An 18,931-nucleotide genomic window follows, 5' to 3' on the forward strand; every position below is an offset into this window, starting at 1 on the left:
TCCCGACGTGTCGTGGCGCGCACTTCCTGGCCCCGGTGGACCAGCACCCACTGCGCTTCGCGACCCAGGTCCTGCGCGAAGGCCGCCGCACATCGATGTCCTCGGTCACCGCGCTGCAGGGCAGCGCCCCGGTCCGACAGGTTCCGCGGTGTTCGGACGGGGCGGCAGCGGCCCCGACTACACCGACCTTCCCGCACCCGCTGTACCGCACCCCGCGGACTGTCCGTCGTTCACCCTCCCACGTGATCTGGCGCTCTTCGCCTCCCACCTGGAGATCCGCCCGGCGACCGACGCCCGCCCGCTCGGCGGCGGAGAGCGTGCGGAACTCCTGGCGTGGATACGCTTCGCCGACCGCAGGCCGCTGGACGCCCGGACACTGGTGGTCCTCGCCGATGCCCTCCCGCCCGCGCTCTTCGCCCTGTGGACCGTCCCGCGGCCGGTACCGACCGCCGAACTGACTGTGCACTTCACCGACGTCCTGGACACCCGCCCCGCCCAGGACTGGGCCCTGGTCCGTATCCGCACCGAGCATGCCGGTAGCGGCTGGGCCGTCGAGAACAGTGCCAGGCGGCCGGCTGCTCGCCCTCGCCCGCCAGGCACGCGCCGTACGTGAGGAGTTCGGGGCCCCGCGTGCCGGCTGACCTCATCCAGGCGCGGATCGATCGCCTCGACAGCGCACAGCAACGTGCCGGGCACGGCACTCCTGAGCGCAGGCAGCCAGGTGTCACCAGGTCCTGGCAGCCATACGCCGGCAGGACGGCTCAAGCCGCTGCTGCCCCGGTACACCGGCCGAAACTGGACCGCCGTGTCCGCACCCTTCACCCTCCGGCCGGCCGCACTCCTGACGCTGGCCACGTGCGCCAGGGCAAGTCACTGCCGACGCTCACAAAGCCCGTGCGAACGGTTGACCAGGAAGGGGCTTTCTTGCAGACGCCTTCTCGGGCAGCACAGCCTTGTGCGGCGTCGGCCGGGCCGAGAGTCCGACCTCCTCCGCGGAGCGGCTGGGTATGGGTGAGGGCCCGAGCAAGTCAGGGATGCTCGAGCCCTCACGGTGTGCGCGTATCGCGGGGGAATGGACACGCATACACGCGGCGGCCTGCTTAACGAACTCTCCGGCTGTCGGACACGGGCGGCCGGCCCCGAACCCTTCAGCGGTGGCTGAAAGGATGTCCCGCAAGCGTCGTCAGCGCGTCGGGGAGCTCGCTCGTGCACCTTGATTGCGGCAGAGGTGTCGTTCTTCGAGGGTGCCGAACCGAACGTCGCCGCTGTCGAGTCGCCCTCGTACTTGTCCGCGTCGTGCGGCGGAACACCGTTGGCGATCCGGCTCAGCCTGCCGGTGCCAGCGCGGGGCGAGGCCGGTCCGACGGCGCTTCCGCCGTAGTGCGCCACCAGCGGCGCGACGCCAGCGCGGCCAGCACGGCGCCGGCGGCATTGACGAGTACGTCGTCCACGGAGGACACCCGGTCCAGCCGCAGGACGTACTGTGCGGTTTCGACCAGGGCCGAGCAGCCCGCCCCGAGCGCCAGGATCCGCGGCACGGACGCCAGCGCCGCGAACCGCATCGGAGCGAAGAACCCCAGCGACGCGAAGACCAGCAGGTTGCCGACGATCCCGAGCGGCCCCATCGTGAGCAGGTCCCGCACCGGTACCAGGCTCACCCGGCCGGGGACGGTGCCGGCCCCGGAGCCCGGCATCATGGTCAGCCAGAGGAACGGCACCGTCCCGTGGACCATGCCCACCTCGGCCAGCGACATCCGCCACGCCGATGTGACGCCGGCGGCACGCCGACGGCTCGCCAGAGCCCACACCACCAGCGCGGCCAACGGCAGCGCGACCAACGTGATGAGCACCACACCGTTGAACGTGTCGAAGCAGCCGTGCCACCGCCCGGCCATGCACCTCGGAGCGGACATCATGAGCGGCCGCCGGAGGACGAACGCGGCGCTCGCCATGCCGAGGGTGGCCAGGCTGAGGAGCACGATCCTGCGCGTGCGGCGGGGCGGTGCTGACAGGGATGCGTCGTGGTTCATGCCCCCATTGAAGACGGAGGGCCGTTGCGACGGCGTATGCGATTTTCGATACGCCCGCAATACACGGAATCTCCGGCATCGAGGAACTGGCGCAAGCCGGCAGTGAGATGGTCCCGCCGCTGGTGATCGTGCCGGCCCGACTGCTGCAAGTGCTGGGCGACTCGTCCGTCGGTGGCCGGCAAGCTGGAGGTCTCTGACGTCTCCGAGTACGCCGCAGACTTCGCTGCCGAATCCGGGACGATGGACACGGAGGAGTACCTCCACCTGGCATGCGGCCGCGTCCTCAGTGGTCCCGACGTGACCCCCCGAAAGGTGGGCTGTTACGCGTTCGGGTGGCTTCGGTCGACGCATGGACGGTCGGCGCACGCTCGGAGTAAGACGCAGGTCGACGCCTCGGACGACGGGGCGTCGTCGCGCCCGCTCAGTCCACGTCGATTCCCAGCGACTGCGGCCGCCGCGTTCCCCGTCGCGGCGCGCCCTTCTTCATGTCTGGTCGGCCCGCCCGGGGGTTGCTCCCCACGCCCCTGTCGGGGCCGCTGAGTACGGGGCGGGTCCGCCGAGCCACAGTAAGCGGAATACGTCCTTCCTGTCAGCCCTCGTGCCACACAGAAATTGCCCGTCAGGCTTCCCTCGTCCTGACGGGCCTCTCTGTGTCGGTCAGCTGTTCCGCGGCGCAAACCGCTCTTCGTTCCCACAGGAACAAGTACGGGTTGCCTCCGCCCATGAGGACGTGCACTGGCCACGCTTTGCCCCCGTCGCAGAGGTGCAGGTGCGGAGGTACCGGCCACTGGTCGGGGCCTGGGAGCGGCTGACGCGTCACCTGATGGATGTTTTCGTCGTTCTCGCGAGGGATGCAGTAGCTGTCAGCAGAGGCACCCGACATCGCGGACTTCGATCACGTCACCGCGGACGACGTACTCAACCCAGCACGACGGGCCGAACGCTGCGGCCAGCGCCCCTGGCCTCGGGAACGGGGCTGAACCCGCAGCCTCGAGGAGCACGACGATCTCCCTCTGCGCGTCGCCAGGGACGTCCAAAAGCACGTCGGCAGCCTGCCGGATCATTTCGACTCGCATTGCGGCTCAGCCTCCTACGAACAGGGTCCCCCTGGCCTCTCCGGGCATGCGCCTGGAGACGACAGAGTTCCCGCACCGTGCGCGTGAGGTCGGCTTGCTGGACGCGTTCGAGGAAGCGGAGCAGGTCAAGCCGGGACGGCGGGAGCATGTCGTTCACATGTTCGATAATAGAGGCTAGTGTGGCCGCTGACACCAGGGGGAAGGCGGCATCGATGCGGGATGACATGCGGATCCTCGCAGCGCTCGGCATCGACCCGGCCGCCCTGGAGCCCGCCCCGGAGGCGCCGCTGCGCCTGTCCGGCTGGCAGGCCCGCATCCACCCCCTCTCTCTGACGCGCCGGCCGTGCTCGTCGTGCGGGGCCCCGGCGACCGCGACACAGGTGGTGAGCGTGCCGGGTTCGGGGCTGCGGTGGCGGGACTCGTGCCGCAACTGCATGCTCGCCGGATTCAGAGCGGCTCGGTCGTAGCGTGGACGCCGTGAAGCCAGACCGCTTCCATCTCGCCCTGACCGCCTACGGCCGTCCGGTCATGCACGGCTGGTGGGGAAGCGAGGTGGTGGCGCGCGGCAAGTTCGTCTCCTGGGTAGGCGCGTACGGCACTGTGCCTGGCGCCCGTCTGGTCTTGGCCGACGAGGTCGAGGCTCGGGCGATAGTCGTGTGGCCGGACGAGGGATAGCAACGCCTCGCGCTCGCGCGCCACGGCGTGCCCGGCACACCTCCGGCCCGCACTTTGGCGTCACGGCCAGTCCTTCACCCGCTGGTCGATCCGCAAACTCGCCGCCTACCTGCGCCGCGAGCATGGATGCGTCATCCGCATCGGCGGGAAGCCTTACGGTGCCTGCTCCGGCGCCGGGGCATCGCCTTCCAGCGCACCAAGACCTGGAAGGAGTCCCCCGACCCAGACCGCGACGCCAAGCTCGACCGCATCGAGCACGTCCTGGAGCACTTCCCGGACCGGGTTTTCGCCTTCGACGAGTTCGGACCCTTGGACATCAGGCCGACCGCCCGCTCCTGCTGGGCGAAGCAGGGCAGCCCAACCGCCTGCCGGCGACCTACCACCGCACCCATGGCGCACCTACTTCCACGGCTGCTACTCCGTCGGCGACGACCGGTTGTGGGACGTCAACCGCCGCCGCAAGGGCACCGCCAACACCCTGGCCTCGCTGAAGTCGATCCGCGCAGCCCGGCCCGACGGCGCCCCGATCTACATCATCTTGGACAACCTCGCCGCTCACATCGGAGCGGACATCCGCCACTGGGCGAAGAAGAACAAGGTCGAACTGTGCTTCCCCTACCTACGCCTCCTGGGCCAACCCGATCGAGGCGCACTTCGGCCCGCTGCGGCAGTTCACCCTGCCAACTCCAACCATCCGAATCACACGGTGCAGACTCGGGCTCTGCACTGCTGCCTGCGCTGGCGCAATTCCAACGCCCGCCACCCCGACCTACTCGCCGCACAACGCCGAGAACGCGCTCGCGTCCACAGCGAGAAGGTCATCCGCTGGGGTGGCAGACCGGCCCTCGCGGCGTGATCAAGAATCCTTGCCGCCTTCCTGGCTAAAGGCGGCGTGCCGCAACAACCGCTGAGCTGGATGGCGTTGTGAGTACTTCGGTGGCGTCCAGGGCTGGATGAGTGAGGTAGAACCAGCGGAGCTCATCCACTTCGCCGCCGAAACGAGGCGGCCAATGGGGCGAGGGGGTGAAGTCGTCCAGGATGAGAAGGCCACCGGGAGCAAGCAGCTCGACGACCTGCTCGGGGTCGTCATGCTTGCCTCCGCCGTCGCAGAAGAAGACGTCGAAGGGAGCGTGCTGCTCAAGCAGCCGCCAGCCACCGGTGAGAACGCTGACACGGTCATCGTCCGCGAAGACAGCGGCTGCTCGACGGGCCAGTTCCCCGTCACGCTCCACGGTGACCAGGCGGGCACCGGCGCCGAGGCCACTGTGCATCCAGGCAGTGCCCACTCCCGAACCGGTGCCGCTCTCGGCGATGACCCCGTGAGGCTTCGCGGTAGCGGCCAGGCTGAGCAGCCTGCCGACTTCCGGGATGCAACTCTTCTTGAATCCCGCCTGGCCTGCGACACGTTCCGCGGCTACCACGCGGGGCGGAACCGCACGTTCTGCCGTGATCACGAAACCCCCTTCACCGTGAGCATGACGCTATCCGCCAGCAGTCTCGTCCGCACGGAGTTCCGCCTGTCCAGCCCCGGCGAACCCTCCCGGCCAAAGCAATAGCTGTCCACGATGGTCCGGGGGTTTCGACCTTGACAACACCCTGATTGACCGACGGGAGTCCGCTATCTGCTGCTCGTCGAAGTGCTTGCGGGCCAGGTCCCAGGTTTCGATGGGGACGCCGTTGCGGGACACGGGGGTTGCGTCGGACGCTACAGCCGAATAGTTCATCCGCTCCGTCATAAGGCTTCCCCTCTCGTGTCGGTGCGGCGGCGGGCGTGGGGGGCGCCTGGGTCAGCACAGCCTGATGGAAGCCGAGTCGACAGGCTGGATGGGTTCGGTGAGACCGTACTTCTTGATCCAGGCCTGCGCTGTTCGGCCTCGGCGACGTGTTCGACCGTGTAGCCCGGGGGGAGCAGTTCCGCGGTCTCGGTCACCGTGGTTGACAGCGTGGGGGCTGGGGGTCCGCTCTGCGTGTTCGCCAGGGTCTGCGGCGAGTCGATGTCGGCGAAGATCAGGTGTTCGCCGCCCGGCGCCCGTACCGATCCCCTCGGGGAGAGGTTCGGTGTTCCGCTGCACCAGCGGCCAGACCGCACGTTCGCCTTCGACGAATCAGCTGGGCCGAGGCCGCGTACCTACCCGATGGCGTCGTATGCGTCGCCCAGGGCAGGCAAGTGCGCCATCGGGTTGTCCCCAGCCAAACACAGTAGCCATTGCAGGAGTTGGCGTACGGACGTGGCAACTATCGGCATCTCGTCGACGAGACCGAAGGTGTCCCAGGCCGTGAGACAGCAGCGCCCTGTCCGCTCCGGATGCAGGTCGACCACGACCCACTGACCGCTCACGCGGTCAGGCGAGTCTCTGGCGATGACGTAGCACGAGTTGACTGGATCGAGGGGGCTCTCAGAGGATGCGCGAGCGGCTTCTTCGGGCGTGAGGAGCAGAGGCCCCGCCGGTACGAGATCGGAGGGCCCACTCACCGACCAGGGATAGTGCGTCCCTTTGTGGAGGCGGATGCGGGCGCAGAGCCGGTGTAGTTCCCTGAGGTCGTCAGGGATCTGGTGATGCGCCGCGACTGCAACCGACTCGCCGTTGGGTGGCTCGACCGAGCAGCCCTTGATCGTCTCGATTTCGGCGAGAAGGTGTTTCAGGCCCGTGGGTCTGTTGCCATCGTGCGTCACGATGCTGACCATAGTGCCGAGCTTGGTTCAGGAAATAGCTGGTGGCTGCCGTGGTGTGAGACTTGAAGCGGTGCGCGCAGGCAGGGGCGCCACCATGCTCCGCGCCCAACTCACCGGAACGGGGACGGGCACCTCGACAACTGCGTCGGCCTTCGATACAGCCCCGAGCATGCCGACCGATCATACTGCCGCACCGGGAGACACCAAGATCCCCGACACGCGTGCCGGCCTCGCCGGCCCGTTCACCCGGACCGCTTCGATCACAGCTCCGGAGCGGGGCCGAGGTCGGGGTGGGTGAGGCGGGCCAGGCCGCCGGAGGGTACCGGGAGGACCGACGGGCCGGGCGCCAGCTCCGCGAGTGACCGGTGGGTCGGACGGCCGCGCGCGTCCCAGATCTCCACCCGGACGCTCATCGGGAACGCGTCGTTGACGATCAGCGGCTCGCTGTCGTCCGCGTTGGCGATCAGTACCTCACGCCACGGCCGTTGCGGAAGCGGCACCGCGTGCGGGGCGTACCGGGCGACGATGTGCCGGACGCCGTCGTTGGCGGCGATCAGGGGGTAGAGCAAGTCGGGCCGCTGGGGAAGTAGTTCTCCGTGGAGCAGGGTGTCGCGGTACGTGGTCCACACCCGCATCCAGAACGCCAGCGCGTCCGACGGTGCGGTGTCGAGCCGTACGAGGTCCACCGACACCTGCGGAACCCCGAACAGAGCGTTGATCAGGTGGTGTGCAACGCGTTCGGCGGTGTCGTCCGTGGCCCACATGATCGGATCGCTGTGGACCGGCCGGCTGGGGCGGAGCATGCGCAGGTCGACGATCCCGACCCGGTTTTGGGTCGCGCTCAGCGGGCAGTCGCCGACCCGCAGCATGGTGGCGTACCGGCTGACGGCCGGATGCACGTACGGCTCCCGGAACTCGATCAGCGGTCGGACGCCGGCCGACTCGACGGCGTCGACGATCTCCGCAAGCAGCCGCACGGTCGCCGCAACCGGGGAGTTCGGCGACGGGTCGTCCGGCACCGGCGTGGCGAACCGTTCGAGAAAGTCGAGCTTGACACCGTCCGCGCCGGTCTTCACGACGAGGTCGCGGATGCGCTCGACGAGGTGGAGGCGTGTGCTGTCGTCGCGCGGGTCGAGGACGGCGGCGTCGAGTTCGGTCTCCTGGTACCGCGTTAGGAGACCGGCGGTACGGGCTCGTGCGTGAAAGCCCAGGAAGGGGGTGCCCACCCACCACATGGTGCGCAGTCCTCGCGCGTGCAGTTCGGCGACCAGGCCGGCCGGGTCCGGGAATTTCTCGGCCGCCACCTCCCAGTCGCCGCACCAGCCGTAGCCGCGTGTCTGGGACATGGTCTGCCAGCCGTCGTCCACGATGACCACGCCGAAACCGAGCGTCGCGGCCCGGTCGGCCTGGGCCAGCACCGTCTGGGCCGTGACGTCCTGGTGGGCGAAGTACCAGGTGCACAGCACCGCGTCCTCGGCGCCGGGGGCCGGCGGCGTGCCGCCGTCCTGCTCGAACAGGCGCCCGGCGTCCGGTACGGCGTCGGTGAACGGGCGTCCGGAGACGTCGAGAAGCAGCCGTATCTCCTCACCGGGTTCCGCGTCTTCCACGGTCATGATGACCGCGAAGTCCGCGCTCTCCTCGACCAGCCCGGCGCGCACAGTGGTGCGGTGGCTGCCCGCGTCGAGTGTGTGGACGAGACCGGTCCGGTCCTGACGTAGCAACAGAGCGCCGAGGGGGATGCCGAGGAGCGCCGTGGTGTCGACCGGATCGCCCCAGGACGGCGGGACCGTGGCGTGCGGGACGGCGCTGCCCGGACGCCAGTAGGTCACGGCGTCCACTGCCGGGACCAGGGCGGTGAGTTCCAGTGGGGCAGGGCCGACGCGGAACGAGATCTCCCACACGCCGTCGGCCACCTCGGTCGCCTGTGCCGCGTCCGTGTCGGTCGCCTGGAGCCGCAGCCCGCGTGCTGTCGCGGTCGGGCCCAGAAGGACGGGTTGCTGCGGTTGGGCACTGGCCTGTCCAGGCACCCAGATGGGTACGGGCGCTGTGGAGGAAGTGTCGGTCATTTGTTTCCCGAGAAGGAGATTCCGCCGATGATGTGGCGTTGGGCGAAGAAGAAGATCAGTACGCAGGGCAGGGTCACGACGACGGTCGTGGCCATGAGCAGTGGTGTGTTGGTGCCGTTCACCGACTGGAATCCGGCGAGCGCGAGCGGCAGCGTCTTCCATTTGTCGTCGGTGATGTAGATCGCGGCCTGGAAGAAGTTGTTCCAGTAGGACATGAACTGCAGGACCGCGGTCGCGATCAGGATCGGCCGGGACAGCGGAAGGTAGACCGACCACCAGATACGGAACCATCCGGCGCCGTCGAGGATGGCGGCGTCCGTGAGCGATTCCGGAAGGCGGAGGTAGAACTGGCGGAAGAGAAAAATGAAGAAGGCCGAACCGAAGAAGGTGGGCAGGATGATCGGCCACAGCGTGTTCATCATGTCGAGGTTCTTGAACAGGACGAACTGCGGCACGATCGTCACTTCTTGCGGCAGCAGCAGTGTCGCCAGCACGATTCCGAACAGCATGTTCGAACCGCGGGCCCGGATTCGCGCGAAGGCGAAACCCACCAGCGAGGACGAGTAGACGACCGCCACGACCGGCACCAGCGTGCTGAGCAGCGAGTTGCGGAAATACCGCCAGAACGGGAACGAGTTGAGGCCGCTGGAAAAGTTCGACCACTGCCACTGCACGGGCCACAGGGTGATGCCTCCGCTGGAGACACCCGCCCGGGTCCGCAGCGCTGTCGCGATCATCCACAGGAAGGGGTAGACGAACACGATCGACCCCACGATGAGGACGGCGACCGCGGTGTAGCGTGCCGCGGGCGTCCCGTCGGTCGGGGAGCGCCGGACGCGTGCGTTTCTCGCGGCCCGTGCGTAGGGGATCGTCTCACTTGGCACGGACACGCCGCCTCCGCTCCTTCGGGCGCTGCGATTCGTAATAGACCCAGAAACTGCTGCCCCGGAAGACGACCGCGGTGAGCACCATGATCATGAGGAAGAGGATCCAGGCGAGGGCTGACGCATAGCCCATCTGGAAGAACTTGAACGCGTTCTGGTACAGGTACACGACGTAGAACAGCAGGGAGTTGGACGGGCCGCCGCCGTTCTGGGTGACGACGAACCCCTGGGTGAAGGTCTGCATCGCGTAGATGAGTCCCGTCACCACGTTGAAGAAGATGACCGGGCTGATCTGCGGAATGGTGATGTTCCACAGGGAGCGCAGCCGGCCGGCGCCGTCGAGTGCCGCTGCCTCGTAGAGTTCGGACGGTATGTCCTGAAGCCCCGCCAGGTAGATGACCATGTTGCCGCCGACGGTCCACAGACTCATGATGATGACGGCCGGCAACGCCCAGTCAGGATCGAAGAGCCACTTCGGTCCTTCGACGCCCATCAGCCGCAGCACTCCGTTGACCAGGCCGTACTCAGGGTTGAAGACCCAGATGAACAGCACGGTCTGCGCCACGCCGGTCACCAGGGAGGGCAGGTACCAGATGGTGCGGAACACGTGGATGCCGCGGACCTTCACGTTCATCAGCAGTGCCACCGCGAGCGACAGCGCCGTCTGTGCCGGGACGCTGATCACCGCGTACAGCAGTGTGACCTTGATGGCCTGCCCGACGTCCGGGTCGTGCACTGCCTTGCGGTAGTTGGCGAGTCCGGCGAACTTCGCCGGACTGATCAGATCCCAGTCGGTGAACGACAGGACCAGGGAGTAGATCATGGGGCCGCCGGTGAACAGCAGGAACCCGACGATCCAGGGCGAGACGAAAAGCCAGAACGCCGCGGTCGTGCGGCCGATCCATCGTCGTCTCACCGCGATCCATATGGCGATGGCCAGGATCCCGAAGACGACGGCCATCATGATGGCGAAGGCGACGATGGGCTGGAGTGCCACATCCAGATGGAACCGTGCGAGGAGGCCCTCCAGGCCCTTCACTATCTCTGACATGTGCCAATTGGTCTTTCTCGGCGCCGTTCGTGGCCGTCCGGCTCGTGGGCTACTTGGTCGCGTCGAGCATCTGCTGGCACTTGTTCTGAAGCTGTGGAAGCACGGTCGCCGGGTCCTCGTGGCCGGTGCCGATCGCGGTGCGGGAGTCGAGGGCGGTCGAGAAGGTGCTCTCGATCTGCACCTTGTTCTTCACGTACGGCGTGGTCACCGCATTCGTGACGGCATTGATGAACGCCTGGAGGTTGGCCTTGGGCGCGGCGGACTGGAAGGCGGACAGTGAGTTCTTGACCACGGGAACGCCCAGCGCGGAGGTTTTGGACGCGAGCAGGTTCTGGGCGGCGGGGTCGCTGCTCATGAACGCTGTGAACTTCTCGGCTGCGGTGGTCTGCGCCGCACTCGCGCTCTTGGTGATGCCCAGGCCGTCGACCTCCATGGGCTCGCCCCGGCCGGGCATGGGTACGAGGAGGAAGCGTGAGGTGTCGAGTGCGGCGAACTGCGCGATGTTCCACGGGCCGAAGTCGGGGAGCATCGCGACCTTGCCCTCTTTCAGCCACTGGAACATGTCCTGGCCCTGGACGGCGATGGTGGTGGGCGCGAAACCGCCGGGCTTCTGCGAGTCGACCACGGTCTTCGCCGCCCGGATCCCGGCCGTGTCGCCCATGGTGCACTTCGTGCCGTCGGCGTTGTAGTACGAGCCGCCGTCGGCCATCAGCCATCCGTCGAACCACAGGGGTGCCGAGCCGTAGGTCTTGGAGGGGCCCGAACCGCTGGTCATCTTCTGCGCGGCGGTGACGAAGTCCCCGGTGCTGAGCGGCGTCTTGCCTGACGGCACCCTGAGACCGGCCTTGGTGAAGCTCGCCTTGTCGATGGCCATGACCTTGCTCTTGGCGACGAACGGCACGGTGTAGTCGGTGCCGTCGACGTTGCCCGCCTTGGCGACGGCGGGAGAGTAGTACGCGCCGGTGTCGACGCTGACCGGTTTGAAGGCGCTGTAGAAGCTCGGCAGTGAGGTGTTGGAGATCACGGCCACGGTGGGGGCGTCCCCGCCGGCTATGGATGTCTGGAGCTTCTGCTCGTAGTCGCTCTGAATCCAGTTGGGTTCGATGTGAATGTCGGGGTGGGCCTTCTCGAAGGCGGCGACCATGCTCTTGATCGTCGCGTTCTCCTCGTTGGCGCCCCAGTAGGCGAACGAGATGGTCGTGGACTTGCCGCCGCTGTTTCCGGGGGTGGCCCCGGTCTCGTTGCTGCACGCGGCGAGGGAGACCAGACAGCCGGCGACTACTACGGCTGTCACTGTTGTTCTCAACACGAAGACATCCTTGTCGTTTCGGGTTCAGTACTGCTCGGGGGATACGGCGGTGCCGCCGTCGGCACTGACGCGCGCCCGGCCTCCAGCCGGGACGTCCACTCGGGTGGTGCGGCCGTCCGGCCAGGTGCTGGTCCAGGTGACCCCGTTGCCGCGGGTCACCCATAGTTCGCTCGCCTCGTGTCCCTCGTGGCGGACACCGATGGTCGAGGTGCCGGCGGCGACTCCGTCGACCTCAAGCCAGTCGTCCGGCGGGATGTGTGCCCGGGTGTGCACCTCACCCCTGCGGGGCCCCATACTCAGGCCTGTCAGGCCGGTGACGACATGGGCAACATGTGTGAACGACACTTCCGGGTAATCCGAGCGGGATTCCGCCAGGAACCGGATCCAACGGAGGGCTTCCTCGTCACGCCCGTAGCGAAGACAGGCCTCGGGCAGGTACGTGAAGGCTTCGATGTTGTGCGGCGGGTTCTCCTCCAGACAGGCGCTGAGGTAGTCCAGGTGGGCGGTGGCCCGGTCGTCGGGACGCATGAGGCCCTTGACCGCCGGGAACCACGTGCTCTCCAGTCCGAAGCCGCTGACCGGCCCCTCATGGGTGAAGCCCGCCGTGTAGTGCCCGTGTTCCGCAAGCCACCAGCCCTCGGCGAACCCGGCCTCCAGCGCGGCCGTCCGTTCGGCGTTCCATCTCACGAACTCCGGGTCCAGCTGCGCATCGGTCGCAACCCCGGCCAGCGCGGCGTGGGCCGCCCACTGACTGGCGATGCCGTCGGCCGCGACCAGCAGGTGCGGCGGGTGTTCCACCTCGTTGTACGTGGCCGTCCCCTGGAAGATGTCACCGCTGCCGCGCTCACCTGCGACCCCGGTGCCCAGCGGATCGTGGGCCTGCGCGAACGAGGTCAGGGTGGTGCGGAGAAACGCGGCGATCTCCGGTGCCCGCAGGAACCGCTCGTCGCCCGTCCAGTGGTACTGCTCGACGGCCTTTTCCACCAGTTCGAACGGCGCCGGGATCTCGCGGACGAAGTCGTTGTCGTCGTGGTAGTCGATGGCCGCGGGAGTGCCGTCGAAGTTGAACGCCCACAGCGGGTACCAGCCGCGCCGCTCCGTTGCGGAGGCGGCGAAGTGGCGGAGCATCGCCAGGTTCTCGGCGTCGAGACCGAGGAGGTGCCCGCCGAGCATCTGGTGGGCCAGGTCCCGCGAGTAGAACATCGGCCGGTCGGTGAGCCCCGCCCAGTAGCTCGGCACGAAGTCCGCACGCCGTCCGGTCTGCACCCACTCACGGGCCCGCCATGACGCCCAACTGAAAGAATCGACAAGATCCGTCAAGTTGGACCTCACTTGAAGGGCTGAGTCTCGCGGTCCCGGACCGCCGAAGTCGTGCGAGGCTTGCGGAAACGATAACCCCTGCGCCATGACGGGAAGTGTTGCACGCACGTCAATTTCAGGTCAATACATATGTGTGGCAATCCTGTTCAGGGTCTCTCGGGTGTTCATCATCGCAGGTGAGAGGGTTAGTAACGTGTCCTGGACGCCGCATACGTATACGAAAACGCACCATCACGGACCGAAGAGGAGCGATCCGAGCGCGATTCGGCCCGGCGCAGGGACATGCCGAAGGAAGTGGGTTGACGTATCTATGACGGATCCGTCAGTAACCCGTCAATCACGGTGGCACATCGCGACGGCGAAGTGGCGCTGGAGAACGCAGGAACGACAGCGCGAGGAGGCCAGGCCACCCCGCGGGTGCGCCTGGCGAGTCTGCCCCGGCCGAGGCGGCAGCGGCAGCGAGGGCCGGGAACGCGTCAGGAGTGAGGCGGCGCCGTGGAGGCGCGCACGATCAGCTCGGGATCGAACAGCAACTCGCCCGACGGCGCCTGCTTGCGATTGATCAGATGCACCATGGCCGTCGACACCGACTGGGCGATCCGCTCGATCGGCTGACGCACGGTGGTCAGCGGAGGATCGACGAAGTCCATGATCTGCGAGTCGTCGTAGCCGACGACCGACAGGTCCTGCGGGATCGACATTCCCCGGCGCCGCGCCGCGCGGATCGCGCCGAGCGCCATGTAGTCGCTGGCCGCGACGATCGCCGTCACCCCTTGATCGAGCAGCGTCCCGGCTGCGGACATACCGCCCTCGACGCTGTAGACCTGACGGACGACCAACCGCTGCGGATCGGCCACACCGCGCGCGCTCATCGACCGGACGAACCCGGTCAGCCGGCGTTCGCTCGGCCGGTTCCCCGCCGGCCCGACGATCAGGCCGATGTCCCGGTGGCCCAGTCCCCACAGGTGGTCGACCGCCAGCTCCGCCGCGACGACGTCGTCGGTGGAGAAACTGGGCGCGGGCTGGCCTTCGATCGAGCCGTTCACCAGCACGAAGGGGATCTTGCGCTCCACGAGCAGCTGATAGACCGTCGGGTCGGCACCGACCAGGGTGTTGCTGGCGGAGGCGAAGACCGCGCCGGCGATGCCCAGGTCCATCGTCGAGGAGATGAAGTCGACCTCCTGGAGCCCGCCCACGGTGGTGGACCCCACCAGGGCCCGGAAACCCTGCGACGCAAGGGCCGACTCGATCAGCTCGCACAGGCGGCCGAAGAACGGCTGGGCCAGACCCGGGGTCAGCACCACGACCAACTGGCTCTGTCCGCCGCGCTCGTAGCCCAGCTCGCGGATCGCCTCCTCCACCTGACGTCGCGTCGCCATGGCGACGACCCCGCGGCGGTTGATGACGCGGCTGACTGTGGCCTCACTGACGCCGGCTCGCGCCGCAACGTCGCTGATCCCGACCTTGGCCATGACTCCCTTTGGTGAACGGCACCGCCCAACGCGTTGCGAGTGTACGGGATCACGTCCGGCACGGCGCCCACCCGCCGACCGGGTGGGCGACGCAGTTCAGCCCACCACGGTCAGCAGCCGCCCCCGTCCTCCCCGGACGCACGGTCCACAGTCCCAGCGCCAGATCCACCTCCACCGACACCTCACCCAGCGACACCCGCACGACAGTCACCTCGACCGGCGCATGCGTCGGATGCCTCCTGGTGCGGTGTCGTGCTGGCTACACTGACGCGCCGGATTTTGTGCAGACATCAGGGCAATGTCAACGCCGTTGACCATCCACGCATGACGTGGGCCCACCCCCGACGAGGAGCATGCGTGGCGCATCGCACCCTGGTAGAAGTCACCGCGTTCGGCGCGGACCCGAGCGGTACCGGCGACAGCGCCGCAGCGGTCGCCGCGGCCCTGCGCGCGGCCTGTGCCGTGCGGGAGCCGGTCACCGTCCGATTCGCACCCGGCCGGTATCACCTGTATCCCGAGCGGGCCGAACGCCGCGATCTCTACGTCTCCAACACCGTCGGCGCCGACCGGCGGTACCTGTCCAAGACCATCGCCCTCCTCGTGGAGAACACCCGCGACCTGGTGGTCGACGGTCAGGGCGCCGCCCTCGTACTGCACGGCGCGCAGACCGCGTTCGCGGCGATCGACTCGGCTGACATTCGTTTCGAGGCTTTCTCCTTCGACTACGTCTCGCCCCGGGTCATCGACGCGACGGTGGCGAACGCGGGGACGGACGGCGTCAAGGCCTGGCGTGAGTTGCTCCTGCCCGCCGACACCCGCTTCCGGATCGACGGTACGTCGATCACCTGGCTCGGCGAGCCCAGCCTGGCCGACGGTGAGCCGTACTGGACCGGCACGGACGCGATGGCCTACACACAGGTGCACGATCCGGTGGCCCGGCGCACCTGGCGGGACCGCAATCCGCTGTTCGACGATGTGACCGCCGTCCGTGAACTCCCGGGCAACCGCCTGCGCCTGGACTACCGCTTCGCCGAGGCCCCCCGGGACACCGGGCTCGTCTACCAGATGCGCACGACCGTGCGTGACCATCCGGGCGTGTTCGTGGGCGGCAGCGAACGCGTGGAGATCCGCGACGTCTCGGCGCGATACCTGCACGGCTTCGGCCTCGTCGGGCAGCTGGGCCAGGACCTGACCGTACGCGACGTCCGCTTCCGCGCCGACCCGGCTTCGGGCCGCACGACGGCCGGGTTCGCCGACTTCATCAACCTCTCCTCGATGGGCGGGCACGTGCGGATCGCGGACTGCGTCTTCGACGGACCGCACGACGACCCGATCAACATCCACGGCACGTACCTCGTCGTCTCCGGCCTGGTGGGGGACGACACGGTGACACTGGCGTACCGGCACCCGGAGACCGCCGGCTTCGCGGCGTTCCGGCCCGGTGACACGATCGAGTTCACCGCTCGCTCAACCCTGGACACCACGGCCGGTTTCACCGCCCGCGTCACGGCTGTCGACGGTCCTCACGACCGGGACGACGCCGACGACGCGCGCATCATGACCGTGACCGTGGACCGCCCGCTGCCCGCCGCGGTGACACCGGAACTGTGGGTCGCCGAGAACGTCACCGCCACCCCGTCGGTCCACATCGTGGGCAACCGCTTCGTCAACGTGCCCACCCGCGGCGTTCTGGTGACCACCCGGCGGCCGGTCGTCATCGAGGGCAACGTCTTCGACGGCATGACCATGGCCAGCGTCTGTATCTCCGGCGACGCCAAGGAGTGGTACGAGTCGGGTCCCGTCGCCGACCTCACGATCCGCGACAACACCTTCCTGCGCCCGTCCACCCCGGCGATCCTCATCGCGCCCACCAACACCGTCCTCGACCCCGCGCACCCCGTGCACCGCAACGTGAACATCAGCGTCAACGTCTTCGACGGCGCCGGCGCACCGGTCGTCCGCGCCCGCGCCGTCCGCGGCCTGGCTGTTACCGGCAACCGGCTGACGGGAACCGGCGCCGATGCCCTCGCCGAGAGCGACCTCGTGGCCGCCGAGGGCTGCTCGAACGTGGTCGTGACGGAAACGGTGGGAACGCTGCGGCCGTGAACCCGCAAGACCATGATCGACGATCAAGCTTTCAGCCTGCCACCGCCAACCATGCACGAGCTCGTCAAGAGTTGTCCCAGAAGGGCACGCCCTCGTCGGCGGCTCCGTGCCGGCGTGCACCCGTTGACTCCGTCTCCAGCGCAAGCCGCTCCAGCTGGGCTGCGTCCGGAGTGCGGACTGCGGGCCATCGGTCGGTGCCTCGGCAAGGTCGGCGGACACGCCGGTACGTCGGCCTTGCCGATGAGGGTGGGGACGAAGCCGCGGTGGTCGAGCGCGCTGTCCACGGTGGGCGCAAGGCGGACGACCGGGGACCTGACTCCGCGCCGGGCCAGTGCGACGGCCGCCTCCTCGGCCGCATCCATATGCGCCGGCGCACGGTGGAGGTAGGCCAGATGAATCACGCCATCCGCCTGCACGTTCAGGTCGTCCAGGGTGCCGCGCCGGACCTCGGCGCCCGCCTCCCACAGTGCTTCGGCGGAGGCACCCGAGCGGGCGTCAGGGGATCTTGAAGCAGGGCTTGACAGCGCCGGAGATGTCGTCGGATTCGGTGCGGACGAACGTCATCGAGCCGACGTCCAGTGACGGGATTCTGAAGAAGCGGAGGCCGCCGCGTGTGACTGGGTGAGCCCGGTTCCGGCCTGCCTGCCTGCCTGCCTGCAGACGAGGGTTCCGGCCCAGCGTCGCGCGTTGAACACAGCACGGTGTTCACGAGCAGCCGTGCCCTGAACAGCTCGCGAGCCCAGACCAATTGGTCCGGTGCGACTGAGTACTTCAGCCGGTTGACCGCGCTTCCGTGATAGCTACGACCGCTGACGGAGTTGTGTCGGCTGTTCGCCGCGATGGAAGCCGTCACGCAGACGGAACCGGAGTCTCCGGCGGGGCGGGAAGCGTCCGTCCCAGGCGGGCGAGTGGGGACAGGGCCATCAATGCCGGCGACAGCAGCATGCCTACGGCTGTTACCAGGAGGCTGGTGCGCGTTCCCCACACTTCCGCGAGAAAGCCGCCGAGCAGCGAGCCGAGCGGGGTCAGCCCCATGCCGACAAAGTTGATCGTCGCGGCCGCGCGGCCTTGCATCCCGTCCGGAGTGACGGTCTGCCGGACGGCCATGACCGTGACATTCACCAGCTGGCTGAAGGTCCCGAAGACGAAGTTGATCGTCAGGAGCGCGGGAACCGTCACCGCAGAGGTGCCGTGCAGTGCAGGCACGTACAGGAACACGCCGTCACCGAGTGCTGCCGCGGACACGAGCACAGCGCCATACCCGAAGCGGCTCGGTAAGCGGGCGGCCAGCAGCGAGCCCAGGAGCGCACCCGGCCCCGTCGCCGCCAGTGCCAGCCCGACGGCGGTGCCCGACAGGTGCAGGTCCCGTGGCAGGAGCACCAGATAGACGGTCATCACAGCCGCGAAGAAGAACTGGAAGGCGGCAGATGCGAGGCACACGGTCCGCAGCAAGGTGTCGCCGGCGACAAAGCGGAGGCCCTCACGGATCCGCCACCAGACCCGAAGAGGACGTTCCGAGCGTTCCGGGATGGATTCGCTGCGACCGATCCGTCGGATCGACAGGAACGACAGCGTGAAATACACCGCGCTGGAGGCGGCAGCGATCGGCGCCGATAGCACGGACACCAACGCACCGCCGAGGGCGGGACCGCCGATCTGCGCAGCGGACCGACTGCCCTCGAGCGCGCTGTTGCCCCGCACCAACTGATCGCGCTTCACCAGCCGTACCAAAGACGTCTGGTATGCCACGTCGAAGAACACGGACAGAGCCCCGACGGCGAAGGCAACCACGAGCAGCGCCGGCAGGCCGAGTCCACCGAGGAGGCCGGCCACGGCGGCGGCGCCCAGTGCCAGGGCCCGGCCGGCGTCCGTCAGCACCATCAGCGTGCGGGTCCGCCACCTGTCCACCCACGCGCCGGCGAAGAGCGACAGCAGCAGTATCGGCGCCTGCCCCACCGCGCGCAGGGCGCCCAACTGGCCGGCATCGGCGTCGAGCGTCAGGACTGCGAAGAGCGGCAGAACCACCAGACTTGTATGTTCGCCCAGTTGGGAGGCGGTCTGGCCCACCCAGAGCCGGCGGAAGTCGCCGTCCCGCCACAGGCTCGACGGAACAGGTCGACCGGAATCGGATACAACGGAGGAAGAGGACGGCACAGGGACCCCTCGGATGACCGAAGACGAGACCCGCCAACCGGCACACGAGAGGTGCACCGACTATTTCAGGCTGCGGGAAAGGAAGGCTCGCTGTGCCGCGCATCAAGGGCAGCA

14 protein-coding genes and 2 pseudogenes are annotated in these 18,931 nt (G+C 68.1%); 6 read left to right on the top strand and 10 right to left on the bottom strand.

The window, feature by feature from the left end; translation table 11 throughout:
* Positions 1–35: 35 nt before the first annotated feature.
* Both IEZ19_RS53775 and IEZ19_RS35660 read left to right on the top strand, forming a co-directional pair.
* A pseudogene (locus tag IEZ19_RS53775) lies at positions 36–80 on the top strand (hypothetical protein); the annotation flags it as partial.
* A 68-nt stretch (positions 81–148) separates the two neighbouring features.
* Complete coding sequence (locus tag IEZ19_RS35660; protein ID WP_229841214.1) at positions 149–613, top strand: acyl-CoA thioesterase; 465 nt, start codon at positions 149–151, stop codon at positions 611–613.
* Between the two features lie 712 nt (positions 614–1,325).
* Here the strand turns inward: IEZ19_RS35660 and IEZ19_RS35665 are convergent.
* Positions 1,326–2,030, bottom strand: coding sequence for a VanZ family protein (locus IEZ19_RS35665; protein ID WP_189315531.1), 705 nt, complete (start codon positions 2,028–2,030; stop codon positions 1,326–1,328).
* A 1,288-nt stretch (positions 2,031–3,318) separates the two neighbouring features.
* Here IEZ19_RS35665 and IEZ19_RS35670 point away from each other — a divergent pair.
* The 3 genes and pseudogenes from IEZ19_RS35670 to IEZ19_RS35680 form a co-directional block, all read left to right on the top strand.
* A complete protein-coding gene (locus IEZ19_RS35670; protein WP_189315532.1) occupies positions 3,319–3,573 on the top strand; it encodes a hypothetical protein in 255 nt (84 codons plus the stop codon).
* A gap of 10 nt (positions 3,574–3,583) precedes the next feature.
* Positions 3,584–3,781, top strand: a complete 198-nt coding sequence (locus IEZ19_RS35675) for a hypothetical protein (protein ID WP_189315533.1) — start codon at positions 3,584–3,586, stop codon at positions 3,779–3,781.
* A 64-nt stretch (positions 3,782–3,845) separates the two neighbouring features.
* Positions 3,846–4,637, top strand: a pseudogene (locus tag IEZ19_RS35680) (IS630 family transposase); the annotation flags it as partial.
* A 25-nt stretch (positions 4,638–4,662) separates the two neighbouring features.
* Here the strand turns inward: IEZ19_RS35680 and IEZ19_RS35685 are convergent.
* The 8 genes from IEZ19_RS35685 to IEZ19_RS35720 all read right to left on the bottom strand — a co-directional run bounded on the left by IEZ19_RS35685 (position 4,663) and on the right by IEZ19_RS35720 (position 14,557).
* Positions 4,663–5,235: an O-methyltransferase gene (locus IEZ19_RS35685; protein ID WP_189315534.1), complete on the bottom strand. Its 573-nt coding sequence runs from the start codon at positions 5,233–5,235 to the stop codon at positions 4,663–4,665.
* Positions 5,236–5,909: 674 nt separating this feature from the next.
* Positions 5,910–6,467 carry a hypothetical protein gene (locus IEZ19_RS35690; RefSeq protein ID WP_189315535.1) on the bottom strand — a complete coding sequence of 186 codons (558 nt, stop codon included), beginning with the start codon at positions 6,465–6,467 and terminating at the stop codon, positions 5,910–5,912.
* Between the two features lie 248 nt (positions 6,468–6,715).
* Positions 6,716–8,521: an alpha-galactosidase gene (locus IEZ19_RS35695; RefSeq protein ID WP_189315536.1), complete on the bottom strand. Its 1,806-nt coding sequence runs from the start codon at positions 8,519–8,521 to the stop codon at positions 6,716–6,718.
* Complete coding sequence (locus IEZ19_RS35700; RefSeq protein ID WP_189315537.1) at positions 8,518–9,411, bottom strand: carbohydrate ABC transporter permease; 894 nt, start codon at positions 9,409–9,411, stop codon at positions 8,518–8,520. Before IEZ19_RS35700 ends, IEZ19_RS35695 begins: the two co-directional genes overlap by 4 nt.
* Positions 9,395–10,456: a carbohydrate ABC transporter permease gene (locus tag IEZ19_RS35705; protein ID WP_229841215.1), complete on the bottom strand. Its 1,062-nt coding sequence runs from the start codon at positions 10,454–10,456 to the stop codon at positions 9,395–9,397. Before IEZ19_RS35705 ends, IEZ19_RS35700 begins: the two co-directional genes overlap by 17 nt.
* A gap of 49 nt (positions 10,457–10,505) precedes the next feature.
* A complete protein-coding gene (locus IEZ19_RS35710; protein WP_189315538.1) occupies positions 10,506–11,765 on the bottom strand; it encodes an extracellular solute-binding protein in 1,260 nt (419 codons plus the stop codon).
* 24 nt (positions 11,766–11,789) lie between these two features.
* Positions 11,790–13,031, bottom strand: a complete 1,242-nt coding sequence (locus tag IEZ19_RS35715) for a hypothetical protein (protein ID WP_189315539.1) — start codon at positions 13,029–13,031, stop codon at positions 11,790–11,792.
* 530 nt (positions 13,032–13,561) lie between these two features.
* Positions 13,562–14,557: a LacI family DNA-binding transcriptional regulator gene (locus tag IEZ19_RS35720; RefSeq protein WP_189315540.1), complete on the bottom strand. Its 996-nt coding sequence runs from the start codon at positions 14,555–14,557 to the stop codon at positions 13,562–13,564.
* Positions 14,558–14,914: 357 nt separating this feature from the next.
* Here IEZ19_RS35720 and IEZ19_RS35725 point away from each other — a divergent pair, with 357 nt between their 5' ends.
* A complete protein-coding gene (locus IEZ19_RS35725; protein ID WP_189315541.1) occupies positions 14,915–16,663 on the top strand; it encodes an alpha-1,3-galactosidase-related protein in 1,749 nt (582 codons plus the stop codon).
* An 849-nt stretch (positions 16,664–17,512) separates the two neighbouring features.
* On the opposite strand, the gene IEZ19_RS35730 is transcribed toward IEZ19_RS35725, so the two are convergent.
* Positions 17,513–18,817, bottom strand: a complete 1,305-nt coding sequence (locus tag IEZ19_RS35730; RefSeq protein WP_308429043.1) for an MFS transporter — start codon at positions 18,815–18,817, stop codon at positions 17,513–17,515.
* Positions 18,818–18,931 lie beyond the last annotated feature (114 nt).

This window comes from Streptomyces brasiliensis, from assembly GCF_014647875.1.
Taxonomy (GTDB): domain Bacteria; phylum Actinomycetota; class Actinomycetes; order Streptomycetales; family Streptomycetaceae; genus Streptomyces; species Streptomyces brasiliensis.

Coding starts and splice junctions, on each gene's coding strand:
- IEZ19_RS35665 (WP_189315531.1), bottom strand. CDS start 2,030: ATGAACCACGACGCATCCCTGTCAGCACCGCCCCGCCGCACGCGCAGG.
- IEZ19_RS35670 (WP_189315532.1), top strand. CDS start 3,319: ATGCGGGATGACATGCGGATCCTCGCAGCGCTCGGCATCGACCCGGCC.
- IEZ19_RS35690 (WP_189315535.1), bottom strand. CDS start 6,467: ATGGTCAGCATCGTGACGCACGATGGCAACAGACCCACGGGCCTGAAA.
- IEZ19_RS35695 (WP_189315536.1), bottom strand. CDS start 8,521: ATGACCGACACTTCCTCCACAGCGCCCGTACCCATCTGGGTGCCTGGA.
- IEZ19_RS35705 (WP_229841215.1), bottom strand. CDS start 10,456: ATGTCAGAGATAGTGAAGGGCCTGGAGGGCCTCCTCGCACGGTTCCAT.
- IEZ19_RS35720 (WP_189315540.1), bottom strand. CDS start 14,557: ATGGCCAAGGTCGGGATCAGCGACGTTGCGGCGCGAGCCGGCGTCAGT.